Source organism: Pseudomonas sp. WS 5027 (genome assembly GCF_012985695.1).
Taxonomy (GTDB): Bacteria; Pseudomonadota; Gammaproteobacteria; order Pseudomonadales; family Pseudomonadaceae; genus Aquipseudomonas; species Aquipseudomonas hygromyciniae.
Window position 1 is genome coordinate 1 of record NZ_JAAQWU010000026.1, and the last position, 15,631, is coordinate 15,631.

Genomic DNA, 15,631 nt, shown 5'->3' on the forward strand with positions numbered 1-15,631 from the left:
CCAAGCCCTGGTAATCCTCGCCCGCAAGCTCTGCCGGGTGGCATTCGCGCTGATGAAAAACCAGAGCGAATACCAACCGAACTTAAGGTTGCAGGGTTTACCTGCAACATAGAATCTCCCACATTGGAATTTCAGTGGGTTTTGGAGTTGGGTCAGTAGTGATACCACTTCACTTCCAGCATCACTTCGTTCACCGGTGTGGCCATGTGGCTGAACTCGCGCTGTGCGCTCAGGCGTACGCCGAGGTTACGTGACACTTCCCACTGCTGATTCAGGCTGATACTACGGCGTACTTCGCCATTGGTGAAGAAGTCGCCCTTGGCCTCCAGGCTGAGGTTACCCAGCGGGTTTTTCCACAAGACCCCGGTGTTGAAGCCGGCCGCCGGGGAGATGAATTCGCTGAAGTCGTTGTTATGTTCCACGCGCACGGTACCGAGGGCGAAGCCGAGCATGTCGTCGTGCAGTTGCCAGGTGCCGCCGGCACCGCCATTGACGTGGCTGACCAGGGTTTCGTCGTCATGTTTGCCCGGCACTCGCTCAAGGCCGCCGGTGACTTGCCAGGACAACGGCTGCAGCAGTTCATTACGCGGGGTCAGGGAGCGGATGGTCGCCAGGTCCAGTTGCTGCAGTTGCCAGTTGTTGCCTTCGTACTGGCGCAGTTTCATCTGCAGGATTTCGATCTGCGCGCCCAGTGGGAAGCCTTCGGCGTTGTCGTTGAGGTCGTGGTACGCCATGCGCAGGCCGTATTCGCCAAAGGCCTTGTCGCCACGGGTGCCGATGCCCGCTTGCCAGGTGCGCGATTCATGGCCGTTCTCCGGCAGGCCTGGGCGCTCGATCTGTAGGTCGGGCGCCGGGTTCTGGTTGATTGCACGCAGCAACTCGAAACTGCGCTGGGAGCGTTCGCTGTCGCGCTCCAGGCCGTTGGCACGGTAGCGGCCCAGGCGGTAGGCGGCGTCGATGATCAGGGCCTGGCGGTCTTTGCCCAGGCTTTTGAACGTGGGGTCTTGCAGTTGTTTCTGGTCATCGCTGATCTTCAGCACCCATTGTTGCTCGTCGCCGTCCAGGGGCTTGGCGCGTTCGAGCAACTCGCGCTCACGGGATGGGCGGTAATCGATTTTTTCCACCAGGCCCGCGTCCTTCACCGCTTTTACGGTATCGGTGGGGATGGCGGTCAGCGGGAACTGTTCGGTCAGGCGCAGGCCGGGGCGCGCCACTTGCAGCAGTTCCAGCAGACGGTACGAGCAGTTTTCGTCGAAGAAGAAGTAGTCGAACTGGATCTGCTTGAGCTCCCACACGTGCTCGACCATGCGCTCGGTTTCGACCTGGGTCAGGTTCAGGCGGTATTCCCACAGGTCACGGTTCTCCAGGCTGCGGTATTCCGAGAGTTTTTCCTGGTAGGGCACCAGGGCAAACAGGCCGGGATAACCGCCCATCAGGCCTTTCCAGGCGTAGAGGATGCTGTTGTCCGAGCCCTCAATGTAGGCGCCGAAGTTGATCGCGTAGCTGAGCAGGGCAGTCTTGTTGCTTTGTACGTCGGCCTGGTCGATGCGCAGCAAGGTATGGCCGAACATCGACGACGGGCTGTTGAGATAGGCCGCTGGGAAGATCATCACCGCGCTATGGGGCGCTACGTCCTTGAACCATTGCTTGAACTCAGCGCAGTCCACGGCCGGCAGGTCGCTCAGGTGCAACTGGTCCTTGAGCCAGCGGGTGCGCGCCGGGTACACGCATTGGGCGTGTTTTTCGCCGAGGCTGGCTGGGGCGTAAAGCGCATCGATGGTGGCCTTGAGCTCGGCGTCCGGGTGATGGGCGCCGTCTTTGGCAATGAAGAATTTCTGGTCGCTGACATAGCTGCGCCAGCCTTTTAGCTTGCCGGCTTCGTAGTGCCCCAGCGAAAGCCAGAACGGATCATTGGCCAGTTGCTGCAAACGTTGATCATCAAGATGCGGCGCCGCAGATAGCGGGGCGCAGGCGAAGAGTGCCAGGTAGGCAAGTCGTTTGAGCATAGGGGCAACTTAAGTCGGAATAAATAAAGACCCAAAGCGGGCAGGTCCAAAAAATAAAACCCGCGCCGGATAAGGGCGCGGGCAGGTCGAGCTTAAGCCTGGGTGGCGTATTTCGCCAGACGGGCGTCGCCTTTGAGAACAGCGATGGTGTTGGAGTGCACGTCTTCTGCGGTTACGTCAGCCTTGCTGAAGATCTGCTGGAAGTGTTCGTGAGTCACAGCGGCGAAGTGATCACGATCCTCTGGAGCAACGCCCAGGACCACGGCATAGGTGGTCAGTGCTTCGCCATTGCCTTTGGCCATGTCTTCGGACAGCTCGTTCATCATGCCATTCATGGCAATCCACGATTTGCCGCCGTAAGTCAGCGCGCTGTTGGTGCTGCAACCGTTGGTGCCCGAGGTCATGCCGAAGGTGGCGTTACCGGAGGTGCCGTTGGTGGTGGAGGCCAGGAAGTGGGCTGGCGTGCCGCGCTGGCCTTCGAACAGCATGTTGCCCCAACCGCAGTTCGGGCCACCTGGCGCTTCGGCCATTGCATTGAGGGAGACAACGGTGAAGAGAGTACCGAGAAGGATCCGTTTCATAGCTTTGTTCTCTTAGTGTGCAAACCAATGGACAAGGGTTCAGGCGCCTCATGGCGCCCTAGGGGCCAGTTATTAGTCCAACCCGCGCAGTTTGGAGTTTAGGCATGTTCCAAGGGTTCCGTGGTTTTTTGTAAAACAATCCATGCAGACCGGTTTTTTTGCACGCGGCATCCCGTGTCTATGCTTTACCTCAGTCGTGCCTTGCCAGCCAGCTACGCACGGCGCCAGAATGCCGCCATTGCCCCGCCTGATGTAAGGAAGCCCGATGCCTGATCCTGTTGCTGCCAGCTTGCGTCTAGCGCCCGAAGCGCTGACTCGTCCTTTCTCCGCTGAACAGTTCAGCTTCTCGACCACCAATGACTTGGAGCCCTTTCGCGGTGTGCTTGGCCAGGAACGCGCGGTTGAAGCGTTGCAGTTCGGTGTGGCGATGCCACGCCCCGGTTACAACGTGTTTGTCATGGGCGAGCCCGGTACCGGGCGCTTTTCGTTCGTCAAACGCTATCTCAAGGCCGAAGGCAAGCGCCTGCAGACCCCGGCAGACTGGGTCTACGTCAATAATTTCGACGAGCCCCGCGAGCCCCGTGCCCTGGAGTTGCCTGCGGGCGGCGCGGCGCCGTTCATCGCTGATATCAGTGGCCTGATCGACAATCTGGTCGCCACTTTCCCGGCAGTGTTCGAACACCCGACTTATCAACAGCGCAAAAGCGCCATCGACCGTGCCTTCAACCAGCGCTACGACCGTGCCCTGGATGTGATCGAGCGCCTGGCCCTGGAAAAGGACGTGGCGCTGTACCGTGACAGCAGCAACATCGCCTTTACCCCGATGCTCGATGGCAAGGCCCTGGACGAGGCCGAGTTCTCGCAACTGCCGGAAGCTGACCGTGAGCGCTTCCACACGGATATTTCCGAGCTCGAAGAACGCCTCAACGAAGAACTCGCCAGCCTGCCGCAGTGGAAGCGCGAGTCCAACAACCAGATGCGCCAGTTCAACGAAGAAACCATCACCCTGGCCTTGCAGCCATTGCTGGCACCGTTGTCTGAAAAGTACGCCGAGAACGCCGGCGTGTGCGGCTACCTGCAGGCGATGCAGGTCTATCTGCTCAAGACTGTGGTCGAGTTGTTGGTGGATGACGCAAAAACCGATGCCCAGGCGCGCAAGCTGCTGGAAGAGCAGTACTGCCCGAGCCTGGTAGTGGGCCATCCGCTCAATGGCGGCGCACCGGTGGTGTTCGAGCCGCACCCGACCTACGACAACCTGTTTGGCCGAATCGAATACAGCACCGACCAGGGCGCGCTCTATACCACCTATCGGCAACTGCGCCCGGGGGCGCTACACCGCGCCAACGGCGGCTTCCTGATCCTGGAAGCCGAGAAAATGCTCAGCGAGCCGTTTGTCTGGGACGCGCTCAAGCGGGCCCTGCAATCACGCAAGCTGAAGATGGAATCGCCGCTGGGCGAGCTAGGCCGCCTGGCCACCGTGACCCTCAACCCGCAAGTGATTCCATTGCAGGTCAAAGTCATCATCATCGGCGCCCGTTCGCTGTACTACACCCTGCAAGACCTGGATCCGGACTTCCAGGAGATGTTCCGGGTACTGGTGGATTTCGATGAAGATATCCCAATGGTCGATGAGAGCCTGGAGCAATTCGCCCAACTGCTGAAAACCCGCACCTCGGAAGAGGGCATGGCGCCGCTGACCTCCGATGCCGTGGCGCGACTGGCGACCTACAGCGCACGGCTGGCGGAGCACCAGGGGCGTTTGTCGGCGCGTATCGGCGACCTGTTCCAACTGGTCAGCGAAGCGGATTTCATCCGTCACCTGGCCGGTGATGAGCGTACCGACGCCGGGCATATCGAGCGTGCGCTGAAGGCCAAGGCCACGCGTACCGGGCGGGTCTCGGCGCGGATCCTCGACGACATGCTCGCCGGGGTGATCCTGATCGACACCGCCGGTGCGGCAGTGGGCAAGTGCAACGGGCTGACGGTGCTGGAGGTCGGTGATTCGGCGTTCGGTGTGCCGGCGCGGATTTCCGCCACGGTATACCCGGGCGGCAGCGGCATTGTGGATATCGAGCGCGAGGTCAACCTTGGGCAACCGATCCACTCCAAAGGTGTGATGATCCTCACCGGTTACCTGGGCAGCCGTTATGCCCAGGAATTCCCCCTGGCGATTTCCGCGAGCATTGCCCTGGAGCAATCCTACGGTTACGTCGATGGCGACAGTGCCTCGTTGGGCGAGGCCTGCACGTTGATTTCGGCGTTGTCGAAGACACCGCTCAAGCAGTGCTTTGCCATCACCGGCTCGATCAACCAGTTCGGCGAAGTGCAGGCGGTGGGTGGGGTCAACGAGAAGATCGAAGGCTTCTTCCGTCTGTGCGAGGCCCGTGGCTTGACGGGCGAGCAGGGCGCGATCATTCCCCAGGCCAACGTCGCCACGTTGATGCTCGATGAGAAGGTGTTGCAGGCCGTGCGGGCAGGGCAGTTCCATGTGTATGCCGTGCGCCAGGCCGACGAGGCGTTGAGCCTGTTGGTGGGCGAGCCTGCCGGTGAGCCGGATGCCGAAGGGCAATTCCCCGAGGGCAGCGTCAACGCCCGCGTGGTTGAGCGTCTGCGAGCGATCGCCGAGATGATCAGCGAGGAAGACCTCAAGGAAGCGGAGAAGGAGTTGGCGCAGCAGGCGTTGGCGGAGGCCAAGCCAACCTGATGCCGTCTCACCCTCTGTAGGCGCTGGCAAGCCGGCTCCTACAGAGGTGTTATGCGCCATATTTTTGGCTGGGTTCTGGGGGCCGACCGCCGTTGGTCCCTACAACCTTGGTTTGTACCGGATTTCTTCTATTCTCAGCTCAAGGGACATCTACAGGAGTCATGGGATAGAGACAGCCTTGCACCTGGAGGCTGAACACCGGATCTACCGAGGGTCGCCGCCATGCCGCGCAACCTTTGCCTCACCCGCCAGTGCCTGGGCCTGGTCACCCGAATTGAATGTTCCATTCGTCCTCTTGCGGGGGATGCTGGACTGTGGACGTTGCTGTTTGCCGCCGGAATGACCGGCGAGCAGCCCTCGACCATCAAATCCCAAGGGCCGTTCCATGGGCCGTTCGTCGCGGAAAATATTCTTGAATCGATTGTGCAAAGCCTGACACTGCACGGCTACGAGCTGGCCGACGACCCGCAGATATGGTGCCTTCACCTACAGGCTCACCTGCGCCAGCTCAATGGCGGTCGGCTGCCGGCTCTTCACCTGTAGGGCCGGTCTATTTGGTCTCGGGCTTGTCTAGCTTGACCTCAAAGCCATACTGCACGGTGTTCAGCGCAGTGCGCTGGTAGGTTTCAAGCTCGGTCGGTTGGCCATAAAAATAATGCACATCAAACAATGCCGTGCCGTATTCCGCGGCGCGGTGGCTGACACCGAGGATTTCCTTCAGGTAATTGCCGCTGGCGTCCTTGGCAAAGAGCCGCCAGCTGTCGGAGGGGAAGAGCGCCTGGTCGACAATCAGCGCGTTGTCCTTGATTGACAGCCCTTTGGGCAGTTGTGCGGTATTGATGGTGTTCTGTTCGATGGTGGCCAAGAACAGCGGGATCGATCCCACGGCAAATGCCGGGGTTTCCGGGAATAGGTTGAGGTCGTAGGTGATGGTGCCGCGCCATGGGTCGACTTCAAAGGCCTCGGTGGGTAACTCGATGGGCTCGCCGCGCTTGCCTTGATCATTTGCGGTAAAGAACGTCAGCGGGGCGTCGCTGCTGGTGCGGGTCGCGCCGATCAGGTCGTCATTGAACGTGAAGGGATGGTCAAAGGCGATGTGGGCGGCACTGGCGTCGTCCACCGATTGGCTGATCGTCACGCTGTTTTTCAGTTGCTCATCGGAGAGGCTGGCGCTTTGAACCCACTGCGCAGCCTGATCGTCATACACCGTGACCGGCATGGGCAAGCCCTGCACGGTTTTTTCCAGGCTGTTCTTGTCGAAGCGCCGTATCGGGAGTTCCAGGTCCTTTTGGGTGACTGTAGCGTCGGAGAAATCCAGCACACTGACTTGCAGGTTATCGATCACCCCGCTGAAGTAGACCTTGGCGTAGTGGCTGGATTGTTGTTGCTCAAAGGCTTTGCGCTCGTCTTCCAGTTGCTTTTCAAAGGTCTCGGACCAGGTTTTCTGCTTGCGCATCTGCTCCAGTTGTTTCTCGTAGAACGCCACCTGGGCGGCGCTTTCGTTGATCGAGCCGGAACGGGCAAGAAACTGCCCGGTGCTGTCCCGGGCCTGGACCAGCAGCGGGTTGGGCGACTCATCGGCCACTTGTGGCGCCAGGGGACTGGTGTTGGTCAGTTCGATCTCGGCGTAGTTGTTTTCCAGGGCCAGCAAGGTAAGCGTGATGTTTTGCTGGGTGTGTTTGCGGCCTACGTCTTGGCGTGTCAGGTCGAAGGCAAGGACTTTACTCGGCGCAATCACCTCGACCTTGCCCTTGAGGGTGACGGGTTGTGGCTGGCTCTTGTTGTCCGTCTCGATGCCTTCGATGAAGGGGTAGGTAACGGTCAGATCGTCCGGGTTGGTCAGGTTGGAGCTGCTGGGGCTCAGTTGAATGCCAGGGTCGGTTTCCGACCATTCCGGCTGGAATGGGATGATCTTGTTGTTGCTCAGGGTCACCGATTGCCATTCCAGGCCATGGGGGAAGGGGAATTGGTCCGGCATATTGAAACTGAACGGGAACACTGGTTGTAGATCGGTCAGGTAGTCCGAGTGCGAGTTCTTGCGCAGGACGAACAGCCCGTTGATGTAGGTATCCACCAGTGCTTGTGGCGTCGGGTAGTGCGCAAGCGCGGCCAGGGTGTTTTCCCCGTACTCGGTCTCGACGGGTTTGGCATCGAGTTTGATGCGTGCCCGCTCCAGTAGCAGCAGCGAGCCACCCAGTTCGCCTACGGCCTCCTTGAGGCGGGGGGCCTGGATGGCGTCCAGGGATTGCTCGAACTGAGCGGTTTTTTCTTCAAGGCTGGCTTGCTTGTGCTCGTCGCTGGGGGAACAGCCGCTGGCCGCCAGCAATGCTACACACAGGCCAAGACTGGCCAAGGGAGATCGCACATCCATTATTTGAGATTCCTGTCCGGCAGCATCGAGCCACTTTAATGAGGCCGACACTAGCAGAAAAATTGTCTTACAGAAGCGCTACAGGTCAGTTTCCGGGTGGTTATGGCGCGATGTGCGTGGCTGATATACTCGCCGCCATTTCTAGCCAAGCTGTGTGAGATTCCATGGAACGCTTTATCGAAAATGCAATGTACGCCTCCCGCTGGCTGCTGGCGCCGATCTATTTCGGCTTGTCCCTCGGGCTGCTGGCGTTGGCGCTGAAATTCTTCCAGGAAGTGATCCATCTGCTGCCCAATGTCTTTGCAATGGCCGAGTCGGAACTGATTCTGGTGCTGCTGTCGCTGATCGACATGGCCCTGGTGGGTGGTCTGCTGGTGATGGTGATGATTTCCGGCTACGAGAATTTTGTCTCGCAATTGGATATCGACGACAACAAGGAAAAACTCAACTGGCTGGGCACCATGGACTCTTCGTCGCTGAAGATGAAAGTGGCGGCGTCCATCGTGGCGATTTCCTCGATCCACCTGCTGCGTATCTTCATGGATGCCAAGAATGTCGATCCGCAGCACCTGATGTGGTACGTGATCATTCACATGACCTTCGTGATCTCGGCGTTTGCCATGGGTTACCTGGATAAAGTCACCAAGCATTGATCCAGGTCCGGCGCCTTTTGGCCCGGGATTTTGGGCTCATCAAGCGTAGGGCGAGTGTGCTAGTCTGCTCGCCCTTTTAGTTTGGATCACACGCAAGAAGCTGCGCTTTTGCAGGTTTTTTGCGGTTGTCCTACAGCGGAGCCTTTCCATGTCCGAAGTCAATCTGTCCACCGACGAAACCCGCGTCAGCTACGGCATTGGCCGTCAGTTGGGCGACCAACTGCGCGACAACCCGCCACCGGGCGTCAGCCTGGACGCTATCCTGGCCGGCCTGACCGACGCGTTCGGCGGTAAGCCAAGCCGTGTTGACCAGGAGCAAATGGCTGCCAGCTTCAAAGTGATCCGCGACATCATGCAAGCCGAAGCAGCGGCCAAGGCTGAAGCAGCCGCAGGCGCTGGCCTGGCATTCCTGGCTGAAAACGCCAAGCGTGAAGGTATCACCACCCTGGCTTCCGGCCTGCAGTTTGAAGTGCTGACCGCCGGTGACGGCGCCAAGCCGACCCGTGAAGACCAGGTGCGTACCCACTACCATGGCACCCTGATCGACGGCACTGTGTTCGACAGCTCCTACGAGCGTGGCCAGCCGGCAGAATTCCCGGTGGGTGGCGTGATCGCTGGCTGGACCGAAGCCCTGCAACTGATGAATGCCGGTAGCAAATGGCGCCTGTACGTGCCGAGTGAGCTGGCTTACGGCGCACAAGGCGTGGGCAGCATCCCGCCGCACAGCGTTCTGGTATTCGACGTCGAGCTGCTCGACGTTCTGTAAGACCTGCTGCTGAATTACCTGTAGGAGCGAGCTTGCTCGCGAAGGGCGTCAACGATAACGCATAGTTTCTGGACTAACGCGGTGCCTTTGATACCTTCGCGAGCAAGCTCGCTCCTACAGTGTTTTACGTCGTTGCTCATGGGTGAAACTTGCCATTGAGCTCCGTCACTGGGCGCAACGCTCGGGCATAGCAGAACAGAAACAGATTCCTCACTACCTCCTTCAGCACCCCGGGTTCACTGGAACTCAGGCCGTTGACGTCCAGGTCGCCCTGGTCCTGCAGTTCATTCAGCGCTTCTTCTTCCAGCACCGCACACACTTCGCCGGTTTCCCTATGAAGGATCCGCAGGTAAGGGTGCGGACGGTCCAGCCAGGCATCAATCAAATAAGTCATGGTTCGTCTCTCCTTGAAGGGGTTTCAATGAGAATAATTCTTATTCGTCGAATAGCAAGTCCCTATTGGCAATTTTCTGGTTTTTCTATGTGGGCGTTGTGCAAGGTCAAAATGGGTGGCTTTTTGCTACTTGGAGGGGGGTGATGCGGGGAGGGTGAGACGCCATCCCGCGACAGGCGCGGGATGGGGCAGGCAGGTCAGACCTTGCGGACGAACTCGGACTTGAGCTTCATCGGGCCGATACCGTCGATCTTGCAATCGATATCGTGGTCGCCATCGCACAGGCGGATGTTCTTGACCTTGGTACCGACCTTGACCACCAGCGAGGTGCCCTTGACCTTGAGGTCTTTGATCACGGTGATGGTGTCACCGTCTTGCAGAACGTTACCAACGGAGTCTTTCTTCACGGTTTCATCGTTGGCTGCTTCGGCTTCACCACCGACGGACCACTCGTGGGCGCATTCCGGGCAGATCAGCTGGGCGCCGTCTTCGTAGGTGTATTCGGAATTGCATTTTGGGCAGGGTGGCAACGTGCTCACTAAAGCTCCTTGAAAGTCAGGATGGCTAAAAGTCGCACATTATATAGGGTTTTGCTGGGGCGGGGGCGATGCGGTCTAAATGTGGGAGCAGGCAAGCCTGCTCCCACAGGGCGTCAGTGAGTACGCGCGACCGCAAACTCACTCAGCTCCACCAGGGCGTCCCGGTATTCGCTGGCTGGAAGGGCTTCCAGGCATTTGATGGCGCGGGCTACGTAGTCGCGGGCCAGTTGTGCGGTGTAGTCGAGCGAGCCCGAGGCTTCCACGGCTGCGCGGATGCTTTCCAGGTCCTCGATGCCGCCTTTCTGGATCGCCTTGCGCACCAGTGCCGCCTGTTCCGGGGTGCCTTCGCGCATGGTGTAGATCAGCGGCAGGGTCGGCTTGCCTTCGGCCAGGTCGTCACCGACGTTCTTGCCCAGGGTTTCAGCATCGCCGCGATAATCGAGCAGGTCGTCCACCAGTTGGAAGGCCACGCCCAGGTGATCACCAAAGGTGCGCAGGGCTTCGGCCTGTTCGGCGGTCGCCTCGCACAGCGCGGCGGCACTGTGGGTCGAGGCTTCGAAGAGCATCGCGGTCTTGCCGCGAATCACTTCCATATAGGTTTCTTCGGTGGTGCTCGCGTCACGCACCTTGGACAGTTGCAACACTTCGCCTTCAGCGATGATGCGCGTGGCCTGGGACAGGATTTTCATCACCGGCATCGAGCCCAGTTCAACCATCATTTCGAACGAGCGCGAATACAGGAAGTCGCCCACCAACACGCTGGGCGCGTTGCCCCACATGGCGTTGGCGGTCTCGCGACCACGGCGCATGCCGGACATGTCGACCACGTCGTCGTGCAGCAGGGTGGCGGTATGCAGGAATTCGATAGTCGCGGCCAGCAGGCGCAGGTCATCGCCTTCGCGGCCCAGGGCCTTGCCACACAGCAACACTAATAAAGGACGCAGGCGTTTACCGCCGGCCGAAGTAATATAGTCGCCAATTTTGGAGACCAGCGGCACTTTAGAAGTCAGCTGCTTCTTGATGATGCCGTCGACGGCGCTAAAATCGTCCGCCACCGCGCGGTAGAAAGCTTGGGGTTGCATCAGCGACAGTCGCTCCAGAAGGGTTGCGCGGCATGCTAGGACCCGCGCCCCCGGGTGTCAAGGCGCGATAGACGGCTACTTGCAAGCCTTCCCCAGCTTGCGTACAATCGCGCACCCTGAACTTCCTGGGCAGCACCTGCCTTACGCAATTGCATTCGGGACGTCCATCCCATGCAGCCATGCCAGCCAATACCTCTTCTTATAAAGCGCTGGGTGAGCAGGATTATCGGAGAAATACCATGTCGTACGCAGTAATTGTTACTGGTGGCAAGCAATACAAGGTCGCCCCAGGTGAATACCTGAAGATCGAAAAACTGGAAATCGCTACTGGCGAATCCGTTACTTTTGATCGCGTTCTGTTGGTCGCCAATGGCGATGACGTGAACATCGGCGCTCCAGTTGTTGCTGGCGCTACCGTTGTGGCTGAAGTGATCTCCCAAGGTCGTCACGATAAAGTCCGCATCATCAAGTTCCGTCGTCGTAAGCACCACATGAAGCGTATGGGCCACCGCCAGTGGTACACCGAGATCAAAATCACCGGTATTCAGGCTTAATTTCAGCCTAATTCCTCACTAGGAGAATTGACTCATGGCACACAAAAAAGCTGGTGGTAGTACCCGTAACGGTCGCGACTCAGAAGCCAAACGCCTTGGCGTTAAGATGTATGGCGGCCAGAAAATCATTCCGGGCAACATCATCGTGCGTCAGCGCGGCACCCAATTCCACGCCGGTTACGGTGTAGGCATGGGTAAAGATCACACCCTCTTCGCGAAAATCGAAGGCGTGATCAAGTTTGAAGTAAAAGGCGCGTTCAACCGCCGTTACGTGAGCGTTGTCTCGGCTTAATTGCGAGCTCGCTGGAAAAGCCCTGTCTTGCGACGGGGCTTTTTCGTTTGTGGGGTGAGTCTCTTGCAAAGCTGTTTGTAATGGGCTCCGGCGCTGGATTTGCGGTCGTCGATTGAGGTCGCTGCGCTCATTTTTGCAAGAGTCTTATGTCTTGGTTTCTTAAGCTCGTCCGTGCGGCGAGAGGCGTTTTGTTATGAAGTTCGTTGATGAAGTTTCCATCCGAGTAAAAGCAGGTGACGGCGGTAACGGTTGCATGAGTTTCCGTCGCGAAAAGTTCATCGAAAACGGTGGCCCGAACGGCGGTGACGGCGGTGACGGCGGTTCCATCTACATGATGGCCGACGAAAACCTCAACACCCTGGTGGACTACCGTTACACCCGGCACTTCGATGCCGAGCGTGGCTCCAACGGCGGTAGCACTGACTGCACCGGCAAAAAAGGTGAGGACCTGGTACTGCGTGTGCCGGTTGGCACCACGATCATCGACTCTGCCACCCAGGAAGTGATTGGTGACCTGACCAAGGCCGGCCAGAAGCTGATGGTTGTGCAGGGCGGCTGGCACGGTCTGGGTAACACCCGATTCAAGTCCAGTACCAACCGTGCGCCACGCCAGACTACGCCAGGCAAGCCGGGCGAGCAGCGTGACCTGAAGCTGGAAATGAAGGTGTTGGCGGATGTCGGCCTGCTAGGCCTGCCAAATGCCGGCAAAAGTACCTTCATTCGCTCGGTGTCTGCGGCCAAGCCTAAAGTGGCGGATTATCCGTTCACCACTCTGGTGCCGAACCTGGGCGTGGTCAGTGTCGATCGTTGGAAGAGCTTCGTGGTTGCGGACATTCCGGGTCTGATCGAAGGTGCCTCCGATGGCGCGGGCCTGGGGATTCGCTTCCTCAAGCACTTGTCCCGTACCCGTCTGTTGCTGCACCTCGTCGATATGGCGCCGCTGGATGAAACCAGCGCCCCGGACGCTGCAGAGGTGATCGTCAACGAACTGGCCAAGTTCAGTCCGTCCCTGGCTGAGCGTGACCGTTGGCTGGTGCTGAACAAGTGCGACCAGATCCTCGAGGAAGAGCACGAAGAGCGGGTCAAGGAAATCGTTGATCGCCTGCAGTGGGAAGGGCCGGTGTACGTGATCTCTGCCATTGCCAAAGAAGGCACCGAGCGTTTGACTCGTGACATCATGCGCTACCTGGAAGATCGTGCTGATCGCCTGGCTGCTGATCCGGTCTACAAGGCCGAGCTGGCGGATCTTGACCAGCGCATCGAAGACGAGGCGCGCGCGCAGTTGCAGGCGCTGGATGACCAGCGTGCCCTGCGTCGCAGTGGCGTCAAGTCGGTCCATGACATCGGTGACGATGATTGGGACGAGGAAGATGTGGATGATGAAGATGGTCCAGAAATCATTTACGTGCGTGACTGATCTGTTGCGATAAACTTAAGCGCCGCTCAATCGAGCGGCGTTTTAGTATCTGGAAATCGGTAGTCACGAATAACGTTATGGGCGGCGCTGGGTCGCGTGGCCCTCAATCTAAGGTTGAAGATGATGCGGAGCAAAGTGACGGGTGCGCAACGCTGGGTCGTAAAGATCGGAAGTGCGCTGCTGACGGCAGATGGCAAGGGGCTGGATCGCGCGGCCATGAGCGTCTGGGTTGAACAGATGGTGGCCTTGCATGAAGCGGGTGTCGAGTTGGTGCTGGTGTCGTCCGGGGCGGTTGCTGCCGGGATGAGCCGCCTTGGCTGGACCGCGCGACCCAGCGCGATGCATGAATTGCAGGCTGCTGCTGCGATTGGTCAGATGGGGTTGGTGCAGGCCTGGGAATCCAGCTTCGCCGAACATGGGCGTCATACCGCGCAGATTCTGTTGACCCATGACGATCTGTCCGACCGCAAGCGTTACCTCAATGCCCGTAGCACCTTGCGTGCCCTGGTCGAGCTCAAGGTGATCCCGGTGATCAACGAGAATGACACCGTGGTGACCGACGAGATCCGTTTTGGCGACAACGACACCCTGGCTGCCCTGGTGGCCAACCTGGTGGAGGCCGACCTGCTGGTGATCCTCACGGATCGCGATGGCATGTTCGACGCCGATCCGCGCAACAATCCGGATGCCCAGCTGATTTACGAAGCGCGGGCCGATGATCCGGCGCTCGACGCCGTGGCCGGCAGTGTCGGTGGCGCCCTGGGTCGTGGCGGCATGCAGACCAAGCTGCGCGCGGCGCGCCTGGCGGCCCGCTCCGGTGCTCATACCATCATCGTTGGCGGGCGCCTGGAGCGCGTGCTGGATCGCCTCAAGGCAGGTGAGCGCATCGGCACATTGCTGTCGCCCGAGCGCGGCATGCTGGCGGCGCGCAAGCAGTGGCTGGCCGGCCATCTGCAGACCCGTGGCACCCTGGTGCTGGATGCGGGCGCGGTGTCGGCGCTGTCCCAGGGGAACAAGAGCTTGTTGCCGGTAGGCGTCAAGCTGGTCCAGGGTAGCTTCCGTCGTGGTGAAATGGTGGTATGCGTAGCGCCGGACGGTCGTGAAATCGCCCGTGGCCTGGCCAACTATAGCGCCCTTGAGGCGCAGAAAATCATTGGGCAGTCGTCTGAGTCGATTGTCGGTCTATTGGGTTACATGGCTGAGCCGGAGTTGGTTCACCGCGATAACCTGATCCTGGTTTAAAGGAAAAGCTGCGATGCGTGTGATGAAGGGATTGTTGGGGTTGTTGGTGGCGATACCGCTGCTGGCTTCGGCCGAAGAGATTGGCCAGGTATCGACGGTGTTCAAGTTTGTCGGGCCAAACGATCGGATTGTGGTCGAGGCCTTTGATGATCCCAAGGTGGATGGCGTGACCTGCTACCTGTCTCGGGCCAAGACGGGCGGGGTGAAGGGCGGCCTGGGGCTGGCTGAGGATCGCGCCGAGGCCTCGATCGCCTGCCGCCAGGTGGGGCCGATTCGCTTCAAGGGTGAGCTCAAAGATGGTGACGAGGTGTTCAAGGAGCGCACGTCGCTGGTGTTCAAGACCATGCAAGTGGTGCGTTTCCTCGACAAGAAGCGCAATACCCTGGTGTATCTGGTCTACAGTGATCGCCTGATCGAAGGCAGTCCGCAGAATGCGGTGACGGCGATTCCAATCCTGCCGTGGCCTGGTGCGCAATAAGCACTGGCAATGCAGCGTTGCTTTATGTGGGGGCTGGCTTGCCTGCGATAGTGGTTTAACAGTCGACATCCATGTTGAATGTTATGTACCCGTCGCAGGCAAGCCAGCTCCCACATTTGTTTTGGGGTGTGGCATAAATCGTAGGCAATAAAAAACCGACCCTAGGGTCGGTTTTTTAACAAGCTTATCGCTTAGGCTGCAGCAGCAAGGTTCAGAGCCTTGATGTGGCCATTCAGACGACCTTTATGGCGAGCAGCTTTGTTCTTGTGGATGATGCCTTTATCGGCCATACGGTCGATAACTGGCACGGCCAGAACGTAAGCAGCTTGAGCTTTTTCAGCGTCTTTTGCGTCAATGGCCTTAACTACATTCTTGATGTAGGTACGAACCATGGAACGCAGGCTGGCGTTGTGGCTGCGACGCTTCTCAGCCTGTTTTGCACGTTTTTTGGCGGAAGGTGTGTTGGCCACCGTCGAGCTCCTCGAAAGACTTTTTAGGAAATAGCAAACAAAATAGGCCGCGAATCATGCCGATGAGTTGAAGTCTTGTCAA

General features: G+C 58.9%; 16 protein-coding genes and 1 pseudogene. 10 read left to right on the top strand and 7 right to left on the bottom strand.

Going from position 1 to position 15,631, the window contains the following annotated elements; genetic code table 11:
- Positions 1-112 (top strand): annotated as a pseudogene (locus tag HBO09_RS28690) (IS110 family transposase); the annotation flags it as partial.
- Between the two features lie 40 nt (positions 113-152).
- Here HBO09_RS28690 and HBO09_RS24655 read toward each other — a convergent pair.
- Together HBO09_RS24655 and HBO09_RS24660 are read right to left on the bottom strand one after the other, a co-directional pair.
- Positions 153-2,006: a DUF4105 domain-containing protein gene (locus HBO09_RS24655; protein WP_169998544.1), complete on the bottom strand. Its 1,854-nt coding sequence runs from the start codon at positions 2,004-2,006 to the stop codon at positions 153-155.
- A 92-nt stretch (positions 2,007-2,098) separates the two neighbouring features.
- Positions 2,099-2,587: a DUF3015 domain-containing protein gene (locus HBO09_RS24660; protein WP_029292080.1), complete on the bottom strand. Its 489-nt coding sequence runs from the start codon at positions 2,585-2,587 to the stop codon at positions 2,099-2,101.
- Between the two features lie 265 nt (positions 2,588-2,852).
- On the opposite strand from HBO09_RS24660, the gene HBO09_RS24665 reads away from it, so the two are divergent.
- Positions 2,853-5,291, top strand: a complete 2,439-nt coding sequence (locus HBO09_RS24665) for an AAA family ATPase (RefSeq protein WP_169998546.1) — start codon at positions 2,853-2,855, stop codon at positions 5,289-5,291.
- A 222-nt stretch (positions 5,292-5,513) separates the two neighbouring features.
- Complete coding sequence (locus HBO09_RS24670; protein WP_169998548.1) at positions 5,514-5,834, top strand: hypothetical protein; 321 nt, start codon at positions 5,514-5,516, stop codon at positions 5,832-5,834.
- Positions 5,835-5,841: 7 nt separating this feature from the next.
- Here HBO09_RS24670 and HBO09_RS24675 read toward each other — a convergent pair whose 3' ends face one another.
- Positions 5,842-7,662 (bottom strand): hypothetical protein, encoded by a 1,821-nt coding sequence (locus tag HBO09_RS24675; protein WP_169998550.1) that lies wholly within the window; start codon positions 7,660-7,662, stop codon positions 5,842-5,844.
- Between the two features lie 164 nt (positions 7,663-7,826).
- On the opposite strand from HBO09_RS24675, the gene HBO09_RS24680 reads away from it, so the two are divergent.
- Both HBO09_RS24680 and HBO09_RS24685 read left to right on the top strand, forming a co-directional pair.
- Positions 7,827-8,315: a TIGR00645 family protein gene (locus HBO09_RS24680; protein WP_029292073.1), complete on the top strand. Its 489-nt coding sequence runs from the start codon at positions 7,827-7,829 to the stop codon at positions 8,313-8,315.
- Between the two features lie 148 nt (positions 8,316-8,463).
- The gene (locus tag HBO09_RS24685; protein WP_169998552.1) at positions 8,464-9,081 is read left to right on the top strand and encodes an FKBP-type peptidyl-prolyl cis-trans isomerase; all 618 of its coding nucleotides are present in this window, start codon (positions 8,464-8,466) and stop codon (positions 9,079-9,081) included.
- Positions 9,082-9,217: 136 nt separating this feature from the next.
- Here the strand turns inward: HBO09_RS24685 and HBO09_RS24690 are convergent, their stop codons facing one another.
- The 3 genes from HBO09_RS24690 to HBO09_RS24700 all read right to left on the bottom strand — a co-directional run bounded on the left by HBO09_RS24690 (position 9,218) and on the right by HBO09_RS24700 (position 11,096).
- Positions 9,218-9,475, bottom strand: coding sequence for a hypothetical protein (locus HBO09_RS24690; RefSeq protein ID WP_038443494.1), 258 nt, complete (start codon positions 9,473-9,475; stop codon positions 9,218-9,220).
- 197 nt (positions 9,476-9,672) lie between these two features.
- Positions 9,673-10,014, bottom strand: a complete 342-nt coding sequence (locus HBO09_RS24695) for a zinc ribbon domain-containing protein YjdM (protein ID WP_169998554.1) — start codon at positions 10,012-10,014, stop codon at positions 9,673-9,675.
- A 113-nt stretch (positions 10,015-10,127) separates the two neighbouring features.
- On the bottom strand, positions 10,128-11,096 hold the full coding sequence (locus HBO09_RS24700; protein WP_032861875.1) for a polyprenyl synthetase family protein: 969 nt from the start codon (positions 11,094-11,096) through the stop codon (positions 10,128-10,130).
- Positions 11,097-11,335: 239 nt separating this feature from the next.
- On the opposite strand from HBO09_RS24700, the gene rplU reads away from it, so the two are divergent.
- The 5 genes from rplU (at position 11,336) to HBO09_RS24725 (ending at position 15,079) form a co-directional block, all read left to right on the top strand.
- Positions 11,336-11,650, top strand: a complete 315-nt coding sequence (gene rplU, locus HBO09_RS24705; RefSeq protein WP_003176051.1) for a 50S ribosomal protein L21 — start codon at positions 11,336-11,338, stop codon at positions 11,648-11,650.
- 34 nt (positions 11,651-11,684) lie between these two features.
- Positions 11,685-11,942, top strand: coding sequence for a 50S ribosomal protein L27 (rpmA, locus tag HBO09_RS24710; protein WP_029292052.1), 258 nt, complete (start codon positions 11,685-11,687; stop codon positions 11,940-11,942).
- A gap of 193 nt (positions 11,943-12,135) precedes the next feature.
- Positions 12,136-13,359 carry an Obg family GTPase CgtA gene (gene cgtA, locus HBO09_RS24715; protein WP_154906582.1) on the top strand — a complete coding sequence of 408 codons (1,224 nt, stop codon included), beginning with the start codon at positions 12,136-12,138 and terminating at the stop codon, positions 13,357-13,359.
- Between the two features lie 123 nt (positions 13,360-13,482).
- Positions 13,483-14,601, top strand: coding sequence for a glutamate 5-kinase (gene proB / locus HBO09_RS24720; RefSeq protein ID WP_057441105.1), 1,119 nt, complete (start codon positions 13,483-13,485; stop codon positions 14,599-14,601).
- A 13-nt stretch (positions 14,602-14,614) separates the two neighbouring features.
- Positions 14,615-15,079 carry a CreA family protein gene (locus HBO09_RS24725; RefSeq protein WP_169998556.1) on the top strand — a complete coding sequence of 155 codons (465 nt, stop codon included), beginning with the start codon at positions 14,615-14,617 and terminating at the stop codon, positions 15,077-15,079.
- 191 nt (positions 15,080-15,270) lie between these two features.
- Here HBO09_RS24725 and rpsT read toward each other — a convergent pair whose 3' ends face one another.
- A complete protein-coding gene (rpsT, locus tag HBO09_RS24730; RefSeq protein ID WP_003215870.1) occupies positions 15,271-15,549 on the bottom strand; it encodes a 30S ribosomal protein S20 in 279 nt (92 codons plus the stop codon).
- Positions 15,550-15,631 lie beyond the last annotated feature (82 nt).